Raw genomic sequence first — 19860 nt, forward strand, 5'->3', positions numbered from 1 at the left:
CCTGCTGGTCCTCGCCGGCTGCACGGCCGGCCTCCCGGGGGCGGCGGTCCGTCCGACCCGGCCGCCACGGCGACGCCGAGGCCCGGTGCCTCCGTCCACCACGGGATGACAGCGGACGTCGACATTCAGGCGTTCCAGGCCCCGCCAGTCCGCGTCGTCGCCACCGGGCACCCGACGAACCGGGCCCCCGTGGACGGGACGTTCGAGGGCAGCTTCACCGCCGAGTCCGACGAGGGGGCCGGCGCCTTCGAGGCGGACACGACCAGCCACGCCATCGTCTCCGTCGACGGCGGGACGGCATGGGACCGGACCGTCCGCCACTGCGAGGAGTGCGGACCCCGTGTCGGCGAGGACGGGAACGTCACGACCGAGGGGCACGCCGTGACCTGAAGCGCTGCGGCGAGCTACGGGTCCCGCGAGGCCCCCCGGCGCAGTCGGGCGGCCACCCGCGCGCCGGTCGTCCGTTCGACCCGACGGCCCTCGAAGACGGTCCAGGCGGTCGCCGCGGCCTCCTGGTCGGTGCGGAAGTCAAGGTCGTAGTCGACATCGACGAGCACCAGCGGCTCGGGCGGGGCGGCGGCGACGCCGTCGGGCCCCGGGAGCGGCTCGTCGTCCAGCACCCGGTCGACGAAGGCGGGGTCGCGCTCGCCGGCGCCGACCGAGGCGACCAGCGACGCGAGCCGCCGGACGCACTCGCGGGGGAAGCCGTCGGCGCGCGCCCCCAGCAGGAGGTACGAACCGTCGCGCTCGGCCGACAGCGACAGGTCCCGCCGGGTCCGGTCGCCGCGGGGGTTCGCGCTCAGGTCGTGGAGGTCGACGTCGCCCGACAGCCGGTCGCAGGCCCCCCGGACGGCGTCGTCGTCGGCTTCGGGCGCGTGGAGGTGGTACTCGTAGGTGCGCTCGCGGGCGTCGTGGGTGGCGTGGAAGTCGGGCGGGACGTCGGCGCTGGCGTGGACGCGCACGTCGCCCGGGAGTTCACCGCAGAACGCCCGCGGCGTCAGCCAGTCGGGCGCGTCGAAGGCGACGGTCTGGGCGACCGCCGAGACTCCCCGGTCCGTCCGCCCGGCGGCGGCCCATCCCGGCGGCGTCTCGCGGCTGGCACCCGCCGGGGCCGGCGGCCCCGCGAGCACGTCCAGCCGGCAGAGCGCGTCGAGCAGCGTGTCCTCGACGGTGTCGCCGTCGGGCTGTCGCTGGAACCCCCGGTAGCCGGTCCCGTCGTAGGCGACGCGGTAGGCGCGCCGACCGGAGGTGGCCCCGTCGGCCGCGGCGTCGTCGGTCACGCCTCCCCGTTCGGCGACGGGCGGCAAAAACCGCTGGGGCGCCTGCCGCCAGGACTTTGCCGCGGGCCACCCTGGCGCCGTCCGTGCAGGCTGTGCTCCCCGCCGCCGGCCGCGGCACCCGGATGGGTCCGCTCACCGCGCGACGGCCGAAACCGCTGGTCCCGGTCCGCGGCCGGCCGCTGCTCGCGCACGCGCTGGACGCCGTCCGGCCCGTGGTCGAGAGCGGGGCGTCGGAGACGCCCCGGGCGAGCGGCACCGCCGTGAGCGGCGCCGTCGTCGTCGGCGGCGACCACGGCGACCGCGTGCGCGACCGGTTCGGCGACAGCGACCGGGGGCTGCCGCTGACGTACGTCGAGCAGCCCGAGCAGCGCGGGCTGGCCGACGCGCTGGCGTGTGCCGAGCCCGCCGTCGAGGGCCCGTTCGTCCACCTGAACGCGGACAACGTCTTCGGTCCCGACCCCGGCGGGGTGGCGAACGTCCGCCGGCTGGTCGCCCGCCAGCGGGCGACCGACGCCGACGCCGTCCTGCTCGTCGAGCGGGTCCCCCCCGAAGCCGCCCGGCGCGTGGGCGTCGTGCGGACCGACGGTGACGGTCGGGTCGTGGACGTGGTCGAGAAACCCGACGACCTCCCGCCGGAGGCCCACGGCGCTCGCTGCACGGGCGGGTCCGGGCGGCTGGTCCAGACCGGCCGCTTCGCGTTCTCCCCGGGCGTCTTCGATGCCTGTCGCGCGGTCGGACGGGGCGACACCGGGGAACGCGAGCTCTCGGATGCCATCTCCCGACTGGCGCGTGAGGGCCGCGTCGAGACCGTCCGGCTGCGTGGCTGGCGCCGGAACGTCAACACCCCCCGGGACCGCGCGGCCGTCGAGGCCCGGCTGCTCGGGGGGAAGGCGTCGGGCGACCCCCACCGTTGACCCCGCAAACCACACGACTGCAGCGGGACGCGGTGGCCGCGGGATTCAAGCCGTCCCGTCTCCAACCGAGGATATGGACCCAGCGGTCCTCCGGGACGACATGGTCGACAGCCTCGAACACGAGGCCAAGCGGTGCGTCCGGTCGGAGGCCGTCAGCGTCGCGATGCGGGCGGTGCCGCGGGAGGCGTTCGTCGACGACGAGCGGGCCGCCTACGCCGACCGCGCGTTCGAGCGCCACGGCACCCGCGTGCTGGCCCCCTCGACCGCCGCGCGGCTGCTGGAGGCGCTCGTCCCGGAGCCCGGCGACGAGGTGCTCGTCGTCGGCGCGGGCGTCGGCTACACCGCCGCGGTCTGTGCCGAGCTGGCCGGCGCGCGCCACGTCCACGCGGTCGACATCGACCGGCGACTGGTGTACGACGCCCGGTCGAACCTGGCCGAGGCGGGCTACGGCGAGGTGCTGGTCGACTGCCGGGACGGCGCCGACGGCCTCCCGGAGTACGCCCCGTACGACCGGGTGCTGGTCGAGGCGGCGGCCATCGAGCCGCCACGGCGGCTGGTGCGCCAACTGGCCGATGACGGCCGGCTGGTGCTCCCGCTGGGCGGCGGCGAGCAGACGCTGACCGTCGTCGAGCCGACCGCCACCCGCGGCTACGAGACCGTCGGCCGCCGGGGGACGACGGCGTTCGCCCCGATGCTCGTCGAGGGCGAGCAGGCGACCACCGTCGAGCGCAACCGGACGGTGCGGGAGGACCGCGAACACGCCGAGCGGGCCGCCGAGCGCCGGAAGGGCTGGGAGCAGGAGTGGATCGACTGGGACCGGGAGCTGTAGTCGCCGACCGGAGCGACAAGCTACTTACCGACCAGCCCCCGAGAACGGATAGATGCACGACTTCGTCGTCGTCGGCTGTGGGCCGGCCGGCGCGCGGTTCGCCCGGAGCGCGGCCGAGCGCGGTCGGGACGTGCTCGTCCTCGAACAGGGCGAGGTGGGGGAGCCGCTGGCCTGCTCCGGTCACGTCTCGCTCGACGTCTGGGACTACGTACCCGAGGACGACCACGAGACGCTGTTCCAGAACGCCATCCGGGGGGCCCGGTTCCACCTCGGCGGCGCCGACTCACCCGCCCACCGGTTCCACCGGGACGAGCCCATCTCGAACGCGGTCGACCGGGTGGGGCTGGACCGGGCCCTCGCGCGGGCCGCCGCCGACGCCGGCGCCGACGTGCGCGACCACCACACCGTCACGGCGGTCGACGAGCGTCGGGACGGCGTGACCGTCACCGCCCGCGGCCCGGACGGCACGGGGCGCCACGAGGCCCGGATGGTCGTCGGCGCCGACGGCCCGCGCTCGCGGGTCCGGGACGAATGTGGCCTCCCCGAGCCGGACGAGTTCCTCCACGGCGTGCTCGGCTTCGACGAGGACCCCGACGCCGAGGAGTTCGTCGACGTCCACCTGACGGTCCCGCGCTTCTTCGCCTGGCGCATCCCGCGGGGCGATGCGGGCGTGGAGTACGGGCTGGCGGTGTCGCCGGGCGAGGACGAGCGCGCCCGGTTCGAGACGCTCTGCGAGGACTACGGCGTGACGCTGGACCGGCGCTGCTCCGGGCTCATCCCCGTCGGCCCGCCCAAGCGGGTGACGGGCCGGCGCTCGCTGCTCGTCGGCGACGCCGCCGCCCAGACCAAGCCGTTCACCGGCGGGGGCATCCTCTACGGGATGCGCGCAGCCGACCACGCCGCCCGGGCCGTCGACCCAGCCGACCCGGGGACGCTGGGTGACTACGAGCGGACATGGCGCGAGGACCTCCGCACGGAGCAGCGCCTGGGCCACCTCGTCCGGGCCGGCTACGACGCTCCCGGGCCGGTCAAACGCGCCGGGCTCCGGGCGTTCTCCGGGGAGATCGGCGTCCACATGGACGAGCCCTCGACGCTGTTCTCCAGGGCACAGTTGCGCGCGCTACTGCCGATGTAGGGGGCCGGGACGCGCGCTCAGGACCGACACGGCCGGCGGCTGGAACCCGTCGGCGAGTCGGTCGGGGATGGGGGGCCCGTCACCCGGCGACTGTCGCGGGAGTCGTCAGTCGCGCCGGCGGAGCAGCAGCGCCGACAGCAGCAGGCCGAGGACCGCGACGGCGGGCGTGAACCCGGGGAGCCCGACCGCCGGCGTGGCGGTTTCCGTCTCGGTCGGCGTGGCGGTCGGGGTCGGGATCGGCGTGGCGGTCGGGGTCGGGGTCGGCGTGCCCGCGTCGGGGTCGAACCCACGGACGGTCAGGGTGTTCGAGCTGAGGCTGCCCGACTGGGCCTGGACGGTGTGGTTGCCGGACGACTCGACGCGGAGGCGGAACTCGCCGTCGGCCCCTGTCTGCCCGAGGCGCTCGGAGTCGTAGCTGATATCGGCCCCGTTGACCGGTTCACCGTACGCGTTCACCACGGAGACGCGAAGTCGGTTCCCGACGAGGACGCGCGTGCTCTCGGCCGTCAGGTTCAGCTCCGGCGTCCGCTGGATCGTAGCGCTGACCTCCCGGTTCGACTCGCCGACGCTGAGCGTCCGTTCCGCGGTCTGGTAGCCGTCCTTGGTGACCGAGACCTCCTGCGCCGTATTGACGGGGATGGTGAACGTCACGCGACCGTTGCTGGTCCGCTGGGTGCCGATGTCCTCGATGGTGACGGCCGCGTTGGGGACGGTCCGCGGGTCGTCGAAGTGGTCGTCGAACACGCGGAACTCCACGTTGACGCTCCCGCGGCGCATCTCGTACGAGCGGATGACGTTGCCGGTGACGGAGAGGGCGGTCTCGTTGCGGAAGAAGCCGGGCTTGCGGAAGATGACCCTGTAGTCCCGCTGCTCGACGGTGCCGGTACTGAACCGGCCCGCCGCGTTCGTCTGGCCCGTGACGACCACGCGCTGTCCCTGCCGGACGAAGACGGTCGCGTTCCGGACGGGCTGGTCGTCACCGTCGGTGATCGTCAGCGTCGCGGACCCCCTCCGTGCGACCTCGACGGTCACCGCCTCGGCCTCGGCGTCCGTGACCCGTTTCGGGAAGTTGCGGACGTACCTGTCGTCCTGGACGGTCAGCTCCACGTCCGCGCCGCGGGGCACGTCGATGAGCGTCCGACCACTGGAGGTGGTGGTCGCGGTGGCGTCCCCGCCGTCCCACGAGGCGTTGACCGTCGCCCCACTGACCGGGTCGCCGTCCTGGTTCACCACGGTCACGTCGAGCGTTGCCTGCTCCTGCGTCGCCACGGCGGTGCCCACGAACGGGGCTGTCGCCGCGACGACAAGGACCACACTGAACAGTACGGCGCGTCGCATACCGCCACCCTCGATGGGGAGGTGTAAATATCCGCTGGCTTCTCCGGTCCCCAGTGAAACAACCGGAAAAGCGGCTCAAGACGGCGGTTTCCTCACGAACACCGTGCACCACGAGCCGGGAGGGGCGGCGCGACGGCCATGTCGGTGACCGCACTCCGGCCGTGGGACACGGGCGGCCGGGGTGGCGCCGGCAGGCGTGGGTCGTGCCGGAGCCACAAGCACGAAACGCTAAGTGGGTCCGATGGCAACGGGCGAACAGGAATGTGGGGCAGCCGCGACCGGGACCGGACACAGGTGACCTGCATCGCCTGCGGCGAGGAGGTACCGCGCACGGCGGCGCGGGAGTACGACAAGCACGGCGACCGGTGGGAGCGCGCGGACAAGCAGTTCGAGTACCTCTGCAAGGAGTGTCACAGCGACCTCTGCCACCAGCCGCGTGGCGACCTGGAGGCGGTGCTGGTCGAGAGCGGCGCCGGCGAGAGCGACCGCGAGGCGTTCCTTGGCCGGTACGCCGACCTCGCGACCGGCGACGCGGAGCCAGGGGACGAGGACGAGGCCGAGGGCGGCCGCGAGCGCGAGCGGTAGTCGTCGCGGCCCAACAGGACTAACTAGCCGTTTCTCCTACGACGTGGCATGAGCGACACGGACGCGGACGCGCAGGCCCAGGCCGGGACCGCCGAGGGGCAGGGGCCCGTCCGCATCGACGACGAGCTGGCGGCCGAACTCGAGCGCAAGCGCGAGTCACTGTTCGAGGAGTTCGAGCTCAACGACGAGTTCCCGAGCGAGGTGCTCCGGGAAGCCCGCGAGCGGACCACCGACACCGACGCCGAGATCCGGGACGAGCTCGACGAGGACTACCGCACGGACTGCCGGGACCTCACCACCTGCACCATCGACCCCGCCGATGCCCAGGACTACGACGACGCCATCTCCATCCGCCGCGACGAGGACTACTACTACCTCCACGTCCACATCGCGGACGTCACCCACTACGTCCAGCCGGGCAACGCGATGTGGGACGAGGCCGTCGAGCGGGCCAACACCGTCTACCTCCCGGGCTACACGATGCATATGCTGCCGCCCGTCCTCGCCGAGACGGTCTGCTCGCTCGTTCCGAACGAGGACCGGCTGGCCCACACCGTCGAGATGAAGATCGACGCCGAGACCCTCTCGAACGAGTCCATCGACATCTACAAATCGGTCGTCCACTCCGACGAGCGGCTCACCTACGCCGAGGCCGAGGCCCGCCTCGACCAGCCCGACGCCGACCTCCACGAGGAGCTGTCGCTGGCCTACGAGCTCACCGAGTCGCTCCACGAGCAGCGCAAGGCCGACGGCTCGCTCGTCCTCAACCCGAAGCGCGACCGCGCCCACACCATCATCGAGGAGTGCATGCTGAAGGCCAACAAGGCCGTAACGCACGAGCTCCAGTGGGTCCGCGGGCTGGAGGCGATGTTCCGGGTCCATCCCCAGCCCACCCCGGAGGAGTGGGACGAGGCGCTCCAGGAGATCCAGGACCTCGACGGCGTCTCCATCCCGGGCGAGGCCTGGGACGACCCGCGCAAGGCCGTCAACGCCACGCTGGAGCAGGCCCCCGGCCGACAGCTCAACGACATCCAGTGGGCCGTCATGAAGGTGATGCCCCGGGCGAAGTACATGGCCGACCCGTTCGGTGGCCACCACGCGCTCAATTTCGAGATCTACGGCCACTTCACCTCCCCCATCCGCCGGCTGAGCGACCTCGTCAACCACTGGATCATCTACCGGAACGAGACGCCCGGCGATCACGCGCTCCCGTCGCTCTGTGACCACGCCTCCTCGAAGCAGAAGGACGGCGAGACCGTCGAGCGCATCTACAAGGACTTCCTGCAGGAGGTCGGCCTCGACCCGAGCGCCGTCAACAACCGCGGCATCGAGGTCGTCGAGGACCCCGGCCCGGACGCGGACCTCGACCGCCGGAAGAGCGAGGTCAGCCCGGAAGCGTTCAACTGAGGCGAGCGTCGGCCGTGACGGCAGCCGCTATCGGCGCGTCGGGACCGGAGTCAGGAGAACGTCGAGGACGCTCGGTCGCGGCCCGGAGTCCGACCACGTCGGATAGCGACCGCGGACATCGGGCGACCGACTCCCGAGTCCCTCGGGGCGGTCGACCGCCGCGCAGTCCCCGGTATCCGGGACCGGTTCCGGGCCGGAATCGGTTGTCGCGTCGTGGTGGTTCAGGGCGTGTGGCATCGGGGGGTCACTCGTCGGATCGTTCCGTGGGCGGTTCGTCGCTCCGTTCGAGGGGGTCTCGGTCGGGGACACGTCGCCGGTTCCGGACTCGCTGTGAACGGATCCGGTCGGCGATGTCCCGCCGGTGGGTGGAGGGGTTCAACACGGGGGGTCAGCCGGCGGCGTCCGCCGGCATCGGTACGTCGAACCCCCGGATAACGGCAGTCACGGAGGCTCAAAGAGGCCTTTGAGTGAGTCAGGTGCTCGTGGTCCACCCCCTGATTCCCCCGGCAGTCAGAGGTCGTGAAGCGTCCCGTTTTCAGTTATCGGTGGTCCTATCGGGTAATCCACGTGTTTGATCACATATAGTCGGGATACCGGAGCTGGAACCGGAGTCGGTCGCCGCGGAGCCCGGTCGTTTCCCGGTCGTCGAGGCCGTTTCGCCGCCGTATCCCGGGTCGGTCCGGGTGCAGAACCGGGACGACGCCGCCCACGAGGTGTGTGTGACCGTCGACCGGCGCGGCGGGACCGTCCACGATGCGACGTTCGACCTCGGCCCGCGGGAGCCCCGCGAGTGCGGCGGCCCCTGCCGCCCGTCGGGAACAGGTGGACTGCGAGTGGGCCGGGCGCGGCCCCTTCACGGTGACCTGTACCGTCGACGGGGAGTACACGGCGACAGCCGGGAGCAGCACACGCTGGTCGGTGGCCCGGAGCGGCAGACGCGCTGTGACGGGGCGACGCTGACCCGCTGATTACCGCGCGTACACCGGCCCGCCGACCAGCGACGGGAGCGCGACGCCGTCGTCGGGCGTCACCGCGAGATACGGCCGGTCGGCGGGCCCGAACACGTCGACGACGCGGCCGACCGTCTCCAGGTCCTCGTCGAGCACCATCGTCCCGATGTCGAGGTGGTCGTCGTCGGGGCAGCGGACGACCGCCAGGCCCTGCGCGGTGCGGACGACCTCGCCGAGGCGTCTCATCGGTCCATCACTCCCGCAGCGCCGCCAGATACGCCGCGACCGCGCCAAGCAGGTCGGACTTGGTGGCGTCGTCGGCGTTCTCGACGAGCACCCGCCCCCGGGGCTCGAACTCCCGGGCGTAGGTCACGTCGCGCTCGACCACCGCGTCGTAGCCGACCTGCTGGACGGCCTTCGCCAGCTCGTCGACCGTCGGCTCCTCGACCGCCAGGTCCATCGGGACCCGGCGGCCCTCCCCGCGGGTGTAGTCGGCGTCGAAGTACGCGGGGTAGAGGACGTTCTCGACCATACCGGTGGGAGTCGGGGGGAGGGTAAATGGGTTTCCGATACCGACTGGCTCCCGCGGAACGGACCGCTCGACCGCGGCTGGGGGTCCCGCACCGGAGGGTCGACCCGCGGCCGCGGGGGGAGGTGCGCACGAGGGCGCCGGAACGAGACGGGAGTCCCGCGAGTTCGGATAGCTTTTTACGCGTCTCGCCCCCGGCGTCGGTATGGGACTCGACGAGGACTCGCTCGACTATCACAGCAGCGACCCCCCGGGGAAGCTGGAGATCTCGACGACGAAGCCGACCAACACACAGCGGGACCTCTCGCTGGCATACTCGCCCGGCGTCGCGGCGCCGTGCCGGCATATCCGGGACGACCCCGACGACGCGTTCACCTACACCGCGAAGGGGAACATGGTGGGCGTCGTCTCGAACGGGTCGGCGGTGCTCGGCCTCGGCGATATCGGCGCGCAGGCGTCCAAACCCGTGATGGAGGGGAAGGGCGTCCTGTTCAAGCGGTTCGCCGATATCGATGTGTTCGACATCGAACTCGACCAGGACGACGCCGAGGCGGTCATCCAGTCGGTGTCGGCGATGGAGCCGACGTTCGGCGGCATCAACCTGGAGGACATCAAGGCGCCCGAGTGCTTCGAGATCGAGGAGCGACTCCGCGAGGAGATGGACATCCCGGTGTTCCACGACGACCAGCACGGCACCGCCATCATCAGCGGCGCGGCGCTGGTCAACGCCTGCGACATCGCGGACAAGGACATCTCGGAGCTGGAGATCGTCTTCTCCGGCGCGGGGGCCTCGGCCATCGCGACGGCGCGGTTCTACGTCTCGCTCGGCGCCCGGCGCGAGAACATCACGATGTGTGACTCCTCGGGCATCATCACCACCGAACGCGCCGAGACCGGCGACGTCAACGAGTTCAAACAGGAGTTCGCCACGGATCGTGCGGCCGGCGACCTGGCGGACGCGATGGACGGCGCCGACGTCTTCGTCGGGCTCTCCATCGGCGGCCTGGTGAGCCAGGAGATGATCCGGTCGATGGACGAGAACCCCATCGTGTTCGCGATGGCGAACCCGGACCCGGAGATCGGCTACGAGGAGGCAAAGGCGGCCCGCGATGACACCGTCATCATGGCGACCGGACGCTCGGACTACCCGAACCAGGTCAACAACGTGCTCGGCTTCCCGTTCATCTTCCGGGGCGCGCTGGACGTGCGCGCGACGGAGATCAACGAGGAGATGAAGGTCGCCGCGGCGGAGGCACTCGCGGAGCTGGCCCGCCAGGACGTCCCCGACGCCGTCGTGAAGGCGTACGGCGACGAGCCGCTGCAGTTCGGCCCGGAGTATATCATCCCGAAGCCGCTCGACCCCCGCGTGCTGTTCGAGGTCGCGCCGGCCGTGGCCGACGCCGCCGTCGAGTCCGGGAGCGCCCGGAAGGAACTGGACCGCTCGGCCTACGTCGAGCGGCTGGAGGCCCGGCTGGGCAAGTCCCGCGAGATGATGCGGGTCGTCCTCAACAAGGCCAAGAGCGACCCCAAACGGGTCGTCCTCTCGGAGGGGGACGACGAGAAGATGATCCGCGCGGCCCACCAGCTGACCGAACAGGGGATCGCCGAGCCCGTCCTCATCGGCGACCGGGAGGGTATCTGGGCGACGGCCGAGCGGCTGGGACTCGACTTCTCGCCGGAGATCGTCGACCCCGAGGAGGGGAACCTGGACCCGTACGCCGAGCGGCTCCACCAGCTCCGGCGGCGGAAGGGTATCACCCGGCGCGAGGCGGACGAACTCATCCAGGACGGCAACTACCTCGGCAGCGTGATGATCGAGATGGGCGACGCCGACGCGATGCTGACCGGGCTGATGCACCACTACCCGTCGGCGCTGCGGCCGCCGCTGCAGGTCATCGGGACCGCCGACGACGCCGAGTACGCCGCCGGCGTCTACATGCTGACGTTCAAGAACAGGGTCGTCTTCTGCGCCGACGCGACGGTCAACCAGAGCCCCGACGAGGACGTGCTCGCCGAGGTGACCAGGCAGACCGCCAAGCTGGCGCGCCGGTTCAACGTCGAGCCGCGGGCGGCGCTGCTGTCCTACTCCGACTTCGGCTCCGTCGAGAACGAGGGCACCCGCAAGCCCCGCAGGGCGGCGCGGATGCTCCACGCCGACGACGAGGTCGACTTCCCGGTCGACGGGGAGATGCAGGCCGACACCGCCGTCGTCGAGGAGATGCTGGAGGGCGACTACGAGTTCGCCGGTCTGGACGAGCCCGCGAACGTGCTCGTCTTCCCCAACCTCGAGGCCGGCAACATCGCCTACAAGCTGCTCCAGCGCCTCGGCGGTGCCGAGGCCATCGGCCCGATGCTGGTCGGCATGGACCAGCCGGTCCACGTCCTCCAGCGCGGCGACGAGGTCAAGGACATCGTCAACCTCGCTGGCGTCGCCGTGGTCGACGCACAGAACAGCTGACCACACGGGGCGACCCGAACCCCGCCACGACGATGCGTTTACGACGGGCGCGCCTGTATCCGAACATATGAGTTCTGCCGACGTCCCCGAGCGCAGCGAGATCGACGAGCAGCACAAGTGGGCCCTCGAGGCGATGTTCGCCAGCGACGAGGCGTGGGAGGCGGCGTTCGACGCGGTCCAGGCGAAGCTGGACGACCTGGCGGCGTACGAGGGCCGGGTGACCGAGAGCGCCGAAACCCTCCAGGCGGTCCTCGAGACCCGCGAGGAGATCATGCGGGAGGTCGCGAACGTGAGCGCGTACGCGCGGATGCGCAGCGACGAGGACACCGCCGACCAGCAGTACCAGGCGCTCTCGGCGCGGGCGCAGTCGTTGTCCGCCGACGCCTCCTCCGCGGCGTCGTTCATCGAGCCGGAGCTACAGGCCTGCACCCGCGAGGAACTGCAGGAGTACGTCGAGGCCAACCCCGAGCTGGAGCGGTACGAGCACTACTTCGACGACGTGCTGCGGATGAAGCCCCACACCCGCTCGGCGGAGGTCGAGGAGCTGCTGGCGGACCTCTCGGAGGTGACCGGCGCCGGCGGCGAGGTGTACAACATGCTGACGAACGCGGACATGGAGTTCCCGCCGGTCGACGAGCCCGATGGGGGGCAGGTCCGGCCGACGCTGTCGAACTTCACGACGCTGCTGAAGCGCCGGGACCGCGAGTTCCGGCGGGACGTCCACGAGACGTTCTACGGGGAGTGGGAGACGGTCCGCAACGCGGTCGGGACGGCGTACAAGAACAGCGTGAAGGCCGATATCAAGCTGGCCGAGGCCCGCAACTACGAGACGGCCCGGCAGGCGAGCCTCGACGACGCCAACATCCCCGTCGAGGTGTACGACAACCTGGTCGAGACCGTCGAGGACAACATCGGGACGCTCCACCGGCACGCCGACCTGAAGGCCGACGCGCTCGGCGTCGACGAACTGCGGAGCTGGGACCTGTACGCCCCGCTCGCGGAGGGTGACGTGGACCTCTCATACGAGGAGGCCCGCGAGCACGTGGTCGAGGCGATGGCGCCGCTGGGCGAGGACTACCAGAACCGGGTCGCGGAGGGGCTGGATTCGCGCTGGGTCGACGTGTACGAGACCGCCAACAAGCGCTCGGGGGCCTACTCCGGCGGCACCTACGACAGCCAGCCGTACATCCTGATGAACTTCCAGGACGACATCGCCTCGATGTACACGCTGGCCCACGAGCTGGGCCACTCGCTGCACTCCGAGCTGACGAGCGAGCACCAGCCCTACGTCTACTCCGGCTACGAGATCTTCGTCGCCGAGGTCGCCTCGACGGTGAACGAGGCGCTGTTGACCGAGCACCTGCTGGAGACGGTCGAGGACGAGACCTTCCGCCGGCACGTCCTCGACGAGTATCTGGAGCGGTTCCGGTCGACGCTGTTCCGGCAGACGATGTTCGCGGACTTCGAGCACCGGACCCACGAGCTCGTCGAGGGGGGCGAGGCCATCACGCCGGACGTCTGCGACGAGATCTACGCCGACCTCAAGTCGACCTACTACGAGCCGATGGCGATGGACGAGGGCATCGAGCGGGAGTGGATGCGCATCCCGCACTTCTACTACTCCTTCTACGTCTACCAGTACGCGACCGGCATCTCGGCGGCGAACGCGCTGGTCGACCGGATCCTCGAGGAGGGCGAACCCGCCGCCGCGGACTACCGCGAGTTCCTCGCGAAGGGCTCCCGGGAGTACCCGCTGGAGCTCCTGCGGGGCGCCGGCGTGGACATGGCCTCGCCCGCCCCCGTCGAGCAGGCCATCGACGCCTACGGCGACCTCGTGGCCGAGTTCGAGGGGCTGGTGTAGGGTCGAACCGGCGGGGAGCGGCGGTCCAGCCGGGCGATTCCGCCATCCGCGGTGGCCGTGTGAGCTTGTAGCGACCCAAAGACACTTCTAGGCAGCGCGCCCAACTTTTCATTACCAGATGTCGCGTAGTCCCTCACTACCTGATCAACCGACGCTCGACCTGGACCCGGAGATGGGGCCCGACGAGCGATTGGCCGCACTCGAGGACCACTTCGCCGAGGTCACCCGCGTTCACCAGGAGCTGACCAGCCAGCTCGACGCGGCCCGTGACCGACAGTCCGACCTCCGGGAGGAGGTCGACAAGCTCCAGCGGGAGAACGAGGCGCTCAAGACCTCCTCGCTCTATCTCGCGACCGTCGAGGAGATCGCCGACGACGAGGTCGTCCTCAAGCAGCACGGCAACAACCAGGAGGTGCTGACCGACGTCTCGCCGCGCCTGGCCGACAAACTCGAAGCCGGCGACCGCGTCGCCATCAACGACTCCTTTGCCATCCAGACGGTGCTCGACACCGAGAAGGACGCCCGGGCACAGGCCATGGAAATCGACAGTTCGCCGTCGGTGACCTACGCCGACATCGGCGGACTCGACTCCCAGATCACGGAGGTCCGGGAGGCCGTCGAGGACCCCCTGACCAACCCCGAGGTGTTCGACACCGTCGGCATCGAGCCGCCGACCGGCGTCCTGCTGCACGGCCCGCCGGGCACCGGCAAGACGATGCTGGCCCGGGCCGTCGCCAACCAGACCGACGCCACCTTCATCAAGATGGCCGGCTCCGAGCTCGTCCAGAAGTTCATCGGCGAAGGGGCCCGGCTCGTCCGGGACCTGTTCGAGCTGGCCGAGGAGCGCCAGCCCGCCATCATCTTCATCGACGAGATCGACGCCATCGCCTCGAAGCGGACGGAGTCGAAGACCTCCGGCGACGCCGAGGTCCAGCGGACGATGATGCAGCTGCTCTCCGAGATGGACGGCTTCGACCAGCGGGGTGATATCTCCATCATCGCGGCGACCAACCGCTTCGATATGCTCGACCGCGCCATCCTCCGGCCCGGCCGCTTCGACCGCCTCATCGAGGTGCCCGAGCCCAACGACGAGGGTCGGACGGAGATCCTCAGGATCCACACTCGCGAGATGAGCCTCGACGACGACGTCGAGCTCGCGGCGCTCGCCGACACCACCGAGGGCTACACCGGCGCCGAGCTGGAGTCACTCTCCACCGAGGCCGGCATGTTCGCCATCCGTGACGACCGCACCCAGGTCCGGATGGTCGACTTCGAGGACGCGATGGAGAAGATCGACCGGGACGACGACACGGCCGGCACGCCCATCGCGTTCCACTGAGCGGCCCGTTCCCGTAGCGGTCCGCCCGAGGCCACGCGGGCCGAGCCGGCAGCCGCCCCGACAGTTATCCTCCGGATACCGCTGATACCAGCGACGTTCCGGGATAATATCCGCTTCTCGTCGACAATCGCCGTACTCTCGTCGATGAATCGCCCGTTGACGAACAGGGGCGGGGAAACCCCCATGGGTGGTGAGTGTGCGCGGGCAGTCGTCCCCGGACGGGGGACAACGCTGATTGTGCGGACCGTCCAACAGTTCAGCATGTCAGATGACGACCCGGGCGAGCGGGAGTGGTCCGACCGCATCGTCGGGGCACGCATGGCCGTCGATAGTGAGTTCACCAGCCAGATCGACCGGTCGGTGTTCTCCCGGCAGGAGTGGGGGCTCGTGATGACCGCCGTCGAGTTCGACATCGAGAACGCGGCCGACACGGAGGCGGCCGAACTGGTGGCGGACACGGAGAGCCTCCGTGACGTCATCCCGGAACTCGAGCGCGCTCGCGAGGCCCAGGCGGCGATGGCGAGCGGGCAGGAGCCCAGCAACGGTGGCAGCGGTGGGCTGGTCGACAACATCAAGAACGCGCTCGGGTTCGGCGGCGACAGCGCGGAGGGGATCGACGAGGAACAGCTCCAGGAGGCAGAGCGGCTGGCCGACGCCTATGCGGTCGAACTGCAGGAGTATCTCGAGACGAGCGGCCGGTGGGTCGAGATCCGCGAGGCCTACCTCGACGAGTAGGCCCGTGACGGGGAGAATCGCGGCCGGCTACAACCGCTCCAGCACCGCCGCCGTCACGTCCTCGGTGCTGGCGTCGCCGCCGAGGTCGGGCGTCCGGGGCCCGTCGGCGAGCACGCCCTCGACGGCGGCGTGGACCGCGGCGCCGGCCTCGTCGTGGCCGAGGTGTTCGAGCAGCATCGCCGCCGAGACGATGGTGGCGGCGGGGTTGGCGACGCCCTGGCCGGCGATGTCGGGGGCGGTGCCGTGGACCGGTTCGAAGAGGGCGTTGTCGGCGCCGATGTTGGCCGACGGGAGCAGGCCGAGGCCGCCGACCAGGCCGGCAGCGAGGTCGCTGAGCACGTCGCCCGCGAGGTTCGGACAGACGACCACGTCGAACGCGGTCGGGTCGAGCGGCAACCGCGTCGCGAACGCGTCCATCAGCACCCCGTCGGCGTCGAGGCCGCGGGCCTCGGCGACCCCGACCACGGCGTCCCGGAAGCGGCCGTCGGTCTCGCGCATCACGTTGGCCTTGTGTGCGACCTGGAAGCCGTCCATGTCGCGTTCCTCGACGTAGTCGCAGGCGAAGCGGGCCAGCCGCTCGGAGGCCGAGGTGGTCGTGACGCGGGTCAGCGTCGAGAGGTCATCGGAGAGCCGGTCCTCGTGGCCGGCGTAGACGCCCTCCGTGTTCTCCCGGAGGAAGACCACGTCCGTCTCCGGGCGGAGCGCGTCGACGCCCGGGTAGGCCCGCGCGGGCCGGACGTTGACGAACGAGCCGACGGCCTCCCGGAGCGGGAGGATGACGTCGGCGGCCGTCTCGCCGGCGGCACCGAACAGCGTCGCATCGGCCGCCTGGACGGCGTCGTACGTCTCCCGTGGCAGCGCCTCGCCGGTCTCGGCGAGGACGGCGTCGCCGGCCTCGGCGTGGGTGAACGTGAAGTCGGCGTCCACGGCCTCGAGCACCTCGACCGCGGCCGGTACGACCTCCCGTCCGATGCCATCACCCTCGATGACGACGATATCGGTTGTCATGCCCGTCAGTGGGTACGGCCGGCGAAAGAGGGTGTCGGTCCGCGCGACGGCGGCCGAGGAGCGTGACGTCGAACGACGGTAGCGGGCTACGAGATGTCGGTCGATGGCCGCTACACGTATACATCTGTGCGAGGAAGACCCCGCAACGATGGATAGCGCCCGTGCGGGGGGAATCACCGTGCTCCACGTCGAGGACGATGGGACGTTCGCCGACCTATCGGCGGAGATGCTCCGGACGGTGACCGACGGCATCGAAATCGTCACCGCAGGGGACGCCGACGCGGCGCTCGCACGGCTCGCGGAGGAGCCGGTCGACTGCGTGGTGAGCGACTACGACATGCCGGGGCGGGACGGCCTGGAGCTGTTGGCGGCCGTCCGGGAGACGTACCCGGACCTCCCGTTCATCCTCTTCACCGGGAAGGGGAGCGAGGAGATCGCCAGCGAGGCCATCTCGGCGGGCGTCAGCGACTACCTCCAGAAGGGAAGCGGCCAGGACTGCTACGAGATGCTCGCCAAGCGCGTCCGGGACGCGGTCGACCGGTACCGCACCGAGGAGCGCTACCACAACCTCGTCGACACCGCGCCGGTCCCCGTCCTCCTGTTCGGCCGGGACCGGCGGCTCCGCTACGCCAACGGTGCCGCCATCGCGTTCCTGGGGGGCGACTGCATGGGCGACCTGGCCGGCGAGCCCATGGTCTCATTCCTCCATCCGGAGGACCGGGAGCAGGCAGTCGAGCGGTTCGAGAACCGCATCCTGGAGGGCGAGGCCGCCCCGGAGATCGAGTACCGCGTCCGGACAGTCGAGGGCAAGATCAAACCCGTCACCCTGGCGACCGCGCCGGGACACTACCGGGGCGAGAAGGTCGGACAGGTCGTCATCCGGGCGACACCGGAGTGAGACCGGGAGGGCCCGCCCGCCGGGGGCCGGGTAGGAACCCCATCGCGTTCGTCCCGTTCGACCGGCGGACGGAGCCGGGGCGTATATTCGTACGGGACGCACCGTCCGTCGGAGATATCGCTACGTCGATCCGTAGCGCTATCATATCGATAGAGAGCCGAGGCCTCTTTGGAAACAGCCGTTCGCGGCGTGCCGGCGCGGAGCGGTCAGTTGCCCGTGGCGTAGGGCAGGTTCGCCGCCGTCTCGGCGATGGACCGCTCGTTGGCCTTCATCAGCGCGGTGGTGTCCCAGATGCCGTCGACCAGCGCCTTCCGCTGGGCGTCGTCGACGGTGACGCCGACCTCCCGGCCGCCGTAGCGCACCGTCTCGGCGGCCACGTCGATCTCGATCTCCCCGTCGGGGTTGTCGTCGACCCACTGCTGCAGGTCGTTGATCGTCTCGTGGTCGGCGGTCAGCGTGGGGATGCCGAGCGCGAGGCAGTTACCCGCGAAGATCTCGGCGAACCCCTCGCCGATGAGCGCGTCGATGCCCCAGCGCATCAGCGCCTGCGGGGCGTGCTCCCGGGAGGAGCCACAGCCGAAGTTGTTGTTGACCACCATGACGTTCGCGTCCCCGAACCGCTCCTCATTCATGGGGTGGTCCTTCTCGTTGTCGTCGTCGTCGAACCGCAGGTCGAAGAAGGAGAACTGGCCGAGGCCGTCGAAGGTGACGACCTTCATGAACCGCGCCGGGATGATCTGGTCCGTGTCGATATCGTTCCCGCGGACGGGGATGCCGGTCCCCGTCACGTGGTCGACCTCCGGGATCTCCTCGGTGGGGTCGCTCATGCGATGGTCACCTCCCTCAGGTCGCGGACGTCGGTTACCTCGCCGGTGACCGCCGCGGCGGCCACCATCCGGGGGTTCATCAGGACGGTCCGGCCGTCCTTGCTGCCCTGCCGGCCGACGAAGTTCCGGTTGGAGGAGGAGGCACAGGCCTCGTCACCCTCCAGCTGGTCCTCGTTCATCCCGAGACACATCGAGCAGCCCGCGTTCCGCCAGTCGAAGCCGGCCTCGCGGAAGATATCGGCCAGCCCCTCCGCCTCGGCGGCGCGCTGGACGCGCTGGCTGCCGGGGACGACGAACGCACGGACGTCGTCGGCGACCTCGCGGCCCTTCACGACCCGCGCCGCGCGGCGCAGGTCCGGGAGCCGTGCGTTCGTACAGGAGCCCAGGAAGGCGACGTCGATGTCGTACCCCGCCATCGTCTCGCCGGGCTCAACGCGCATGTGTTTCTGGGCGCGCCGGGCCGTGTCCTGCTTGTCCGCGGCCAGCGCCTCCGGTTCGGGGATGGGGTCGTGGATGCCGACACCCTGCCCGGGCGTGGTACCCCAGGTGACGACGGGGTCCAGCTCCGAGGCGTCGATAGTGACCACGTCGTCGTACTCCGCGTCGTCATCGCTCCGGATGGACTCCCAGTACGGCATCAGTTCGTCGAACTCCTCGGGGTGCTCCTGGAAGTAGTCCGTCTCGCGGAGCCAGTCGTAGGTGGTCCCGTCCGGGTTGACGTACCCCGCACGGGCGCCACCCTCGATGGACATGTTGCAGATGGACATCCGACCCTCCATGCCCAGATCCTCGATGGCCTCGCCGGCGTACTCGTAGACGTAGCCGACGCCGCCCTCGGTGCCCAGGCGGCGGATGATCTCGAGGACGATGTCCTTGGCCTCGACGCCCTCCCCGAGTTCGCCGTCGACCTGGATCTTCCGGACCTGCTGCTTCTCCATCGCGACGGTCTGGGTGGCCAGGACGTCGCGGATCTGCGAGGTCCCGATGCCAAAGGCCAGCGCGCCGAAGGCGCCGTGCGTCGAGGTGTGGGAGTCACCGCAGACGATGGTCTTGCCGGGCTGGGTGATGCCCTGCTCCGGCCCGATGACGTGGACGATACCCTGGTTGCCGGTGGTCGGGTCGTTGAACTCGATGCCCGCGTCACGGACGTTCTCCTCCAGCTCGCTCATCATCTCCTCGGCGGCGTCATCGCTGTACGGGCGCGACTGGTCCGCCGTCGGGACGATGTGGTCGACCGTGGCGTGGGTCAGGTCCGACCGCGCGACCTCCAGGTCGCGCTCGCGGAGCATGCCGAACGCCTGCGGACTGGTCACCTCATGGATGAGGTGGAGGCCGACGAACAGCTGGTCCTGGCCGTTCGGCAGGGTCGTCACCTTGTGTCGGTTCCAGACCTTGTCGTAGAGGGTGCCCTCGCTCATCGCTGCTCCTCGCGGCCCTCGTTGCCCCGCTCGTAGACGCCGTTGGTCCCCTCGGCGTCCCCCGGCGGGGTGTGTTCGATGTCGCGCAGCTCCTCGCGGTCGGCGTCGGCGTCCGCATCCGTGTCCGCGTCCGCCTCTACCTCGGCCTCGGCCGCCTCGCCGGCCGCGGCGTCGGCGTCCTCTCGCTCGGGGTCCGTGCCGCCGTCGGCGGCGATGGTCCGGCCCCGGTCGTAGGTCTGAGTGGCGCCGAACGCCTTCCCCGTGAACGGGTTGGTGTGGTCCAGTTCGCCCAGTGTGGTCGGTGCGTCCTCGGTCTCGGTCTCGGGTGTATCGGTGTCCTTCGTCATCG

Annotated in this window: 20 protein-coding genes; 12 read left to right on the forward strand and 8 right to left on the reverse strand. The window is 70.7% G+C overall.

Annotated elements, in window-relative coordinates; genetic code table 11:
• Positions 1–105: 105 nt before the first annotated feature.
• Entirely contained in the window at positions 106–390 is a 285-nt protein-coding gene (locus DP107_RS02450; protein ID WP_144260537.1) for a hypothetical protein, read from the forward strand.
• Positions 391–404: 14 nt separating this feature from the next.
• Here DP107_RS02450 and truA read toward each other — a convergent pair whose 3' ends face one another.
• Entirely contained in the window at positions 405–1280 is an 876-nt protein-coding gene (gene truA, locus DP107_RS02455; RefSeq protein WP_144260538.1) for a tRNA pseudouridine(38-40) synthase TruA, read from the reverse strand.
• Between the two features lie 83 nt (positions 1281–1363).
• Here truA and DP107_RS02460 point away from each other — a divergent pair, with 83 nt between their 5' ends.
• The 3 genes from DP107_RS02460 (at position 1364) to DP107_RS02470 (ending at position 4158) form a co-directional block, all read left to right on the forward strand.
• On the forward strand, positions 1364–2194 hold the full coding sequence (locus tag DP107_RS02460; protein WP_144260539.1) for a nucleotidyltransferase family protein: 831 nt from the start codon (positions 1364–1366) through the stop codon (positions 2192–2194).
• 73 nt (positions 2195–2267) lie between these two features.
• Positions 2268–3023, forward strand: coding sequence for a protein-L-isoaspartate O-methyltransferase family protein (locus DP107_RS02465; protein WP_144260540.1), 756 nt, complete (start codon positions 2268–2270; stop codon positions 3021–3023).
• Positions 3024–3075: 52 nt separating this feature from the next.
• Positions 3076–4158: a geranylgeranyl reductase family protein gene (locus DP107_RS02470; protein WP_144260541.1), complete on the forward strand. Its 1083-nt coding sequence runs from the start codon at positions 3076–3078 to the stop codon at positions 4156–4158.
• Between the two features lie 105 nt (positions 4159–4263).
• Here the strand turns inward: DP107_RS02470 and DP107_RS02475 are convergent, their stop codons facing one another.
• A complete protein-coding gene (locus tag DP107_RS02475; protein ID WP_144260542.1) occupies positions 4264–5496 on the reverse strand; it encodes a carboxypeptidase-like regulatory domain-containing protein in 1233 nt (410 codons plus the stop codon).
• Positions 5497–5757: 261 nt separating this feature from the next.
• Between DP107_RS02475 and DP107_RS02480 the strand changes: the two genes are divergently transcribed.
• From DP107_RS02480 to DP107_RS02490, 3 genes are all read left to right on the forward strand, one after another.
• Positions 5758–6081, forward strand: coding sequence for a DUF7562 family protein (locus DP107_RS02480; RefSeq protein WP_144260543.1), 324 nt, complete (start codon positions 5758–5760; stop codon positions 6079–6081).
• A gap of 48 nt (positions 6082–6129) precedes the next feature.
• Complete coding sequence (locus DP107_RS02485; protein WP_144260544.1) at positions 6130–7488, forward strand: ribonuclease catalytic domain-containing protein; 1359 nt, start codon at positions 6130–6132, stop codon at positions 7486–7488.
• A gap of 683 nt (positions 7489–8171) precedes the next feature.
• Positions 8172–8456: a hypothetical protein gene (locus tag DP107_RS02490; protein WP_144260545.1), complete on the forward strand. Its 285-nt coding sequence runs from the start codon at positions 8172–8174 to the stop codon at positions 8454–8456.
• On the opposite strand, the gene DP107_RS02495 is transcribed toward DP107_RS02490, so the two are convergent.
• Both DP107_RS02495 and srp19 read right to left on the reverse strand, forming a co-directional pair.
• Complete coding sequence (locus tag DP107_RS02495; protein WP_144260546.1) at positions 8457–8684, reverse strand: H/ACA ribonucleoprotein complex subunit GAR1; 228 nt, start codon at positions 8682–8684, stop codon at positions 8457–8459.
• A gap of 7 nt (positions 8685–8691) precedes the next feature.
• Positions 8692–8970 (reverse strand): signal recognition particle subunit SRP19, encoded by a 279-nt coding sequence (gene srp19, locus DP107_RS02500; RefSeq protein ID WP_144260547.1) that lies wholly within the window; start codon positions 8968–8970, stop codon positions 8692–8694.
• Positions 8971–9172: 202 nt separating this feature from the next.
• Here srp19 and DP107_RS02505 point away from each other — a divergent pair, with 202 nt between their 5' ends.
• The 4 genes from DP107_RS02505 (at position 9173) to DP107_RS02520 (ending at position 15360) form a co-directional block, all read left to right on the forward strand.
• Positions 9173–11425: an NADP-dependent malic enzyme gene (locus DP107_RS02505; protein ID WP_144260548.1), complete on the forward strand. Its 2253-nt coding sequence runs from the start codon at positions 9173–9175 to the stop codon at positions 11423–11425.
• A 67-nt stretch (positions 11426–11492) separates the two neighbouring features.
• A complete protein-coding gene (gene pepF, locus DP107_RS02510) occupies positions 11493–13286 on the forward strand; it encodes an oligoendopeptidase F (RefSeq protein WP_144260549.1) in 1794 nt (597 codons plus the stop codon).
• A gap of 118 nt (positions 13287–13404) precedes the next feature.
• Entirely contained in the window at positions 13405–14625 is a 1221-nt protein-coding gene (pan2, locus tag DP107_RS02515) for a proteasome-activating nucleotidase Pan2 (protein ID WP_144260550.1), read from the forward strand.
• A gap of 261 nt (positions 14626–14886) precedes the next feature.
• On the forward strand, positions 14887–15360 hold the full coding sequence (locus tag DP107_RS02520; protein ID WP_144260551.1) for a DUF5799 family protein: 474 nt from the start codon (positions 14887–14889) through the stop codon (positions 15358–15360).
• Between the two features lie 27 nt (positions 15361–15387).
• On the opposite strand, the gene DP107_RS02525 is transcribed toward DP107_RS02520, so the two are convergent.
• Positions 15388–16368 carry an isocitrate/isopropylmalate family dehydrogenase gene (locus tag DP107_RS02525; RefSeq protein ID WP_144260552.1) on the reverse strand — a complete coding sequence of 327 codons (981 nt, stop codon included), beginning with the start codon at positions 16366–16368 and terminating at the stop codon, positions 15388–15390.
• Positions 16369–16516: 148 nt separating this feature from the next.
• On the opposite strand from DP107_RS02525, the gene DP107_RS02530 reads away from it, so the two are divergent.
• Positions 16517–17266 (forward strand): response regulator, encoded by a 750-nt coding sequence (locus DP107_RS02530; RefSeq protein ID WP_144260553.1) that lies wholly within the window; start codon positions 16517–16519, stop codon positions 17264–17266.
• 206 nt (positions 17267–17472) lie between these two features.
• Here DP107_RS02530 and leuD read toward each other — a convergent pair whose 3' ends face one another.
• Genes leuD through DP107_RS02545 form a run of 3 tightly spaced genes read right to left on the reverse strand, consistent with a single transcriptional unit; the run spans position 17473 to position 19858 of the window.
• Complete coding sequence (gene leuD, locus DP107_RS02535) at positions 17473–18093, reverse strand: 3-isopropylmalate dehydratase small subunit (protein WP_144260554.1); 621 nt, start codon at positions 18091–18093, stop codon at positions 17473–17475.
• Complete coding sequence (gene leuC, locus DP107_RS02540; protein WP_144260555.1) at positions 18090–19511, reverse strand: 3-isopropylmalate dehydratase large subunit; 1422 nt, start codon at positions 19509–19511, stop codon at positions 18090–18092. Before leuC ends, leuD begins: the two co-directional genes overlap by 4 nt.
• Positions 19508–19858, reverse strand: a complete 351-nt coding sequence (locus DP107_RS02545) for a hypothetical protein (protein WP_144260556.1) — start codon at positions 19856–19858, stop codon at positions 19508–19510. Before DP107_RS02545 ends, leuC begins: the two co-directional genes overlap by 4 nt.
• Positions 19859–19860 lie beyond the last annotated feature (2 nt).

This window comes from Haloglomus irregulare (genome assembly GCF_007421925.1).
In the GTDB taxonomy this organism is placed as follows: domain Archaea; phylum Halobacteriota; class Halobacteria; order Halobacteriales; family Haloarculaceae; genus Haloglomus; species Haloglomus irregulare.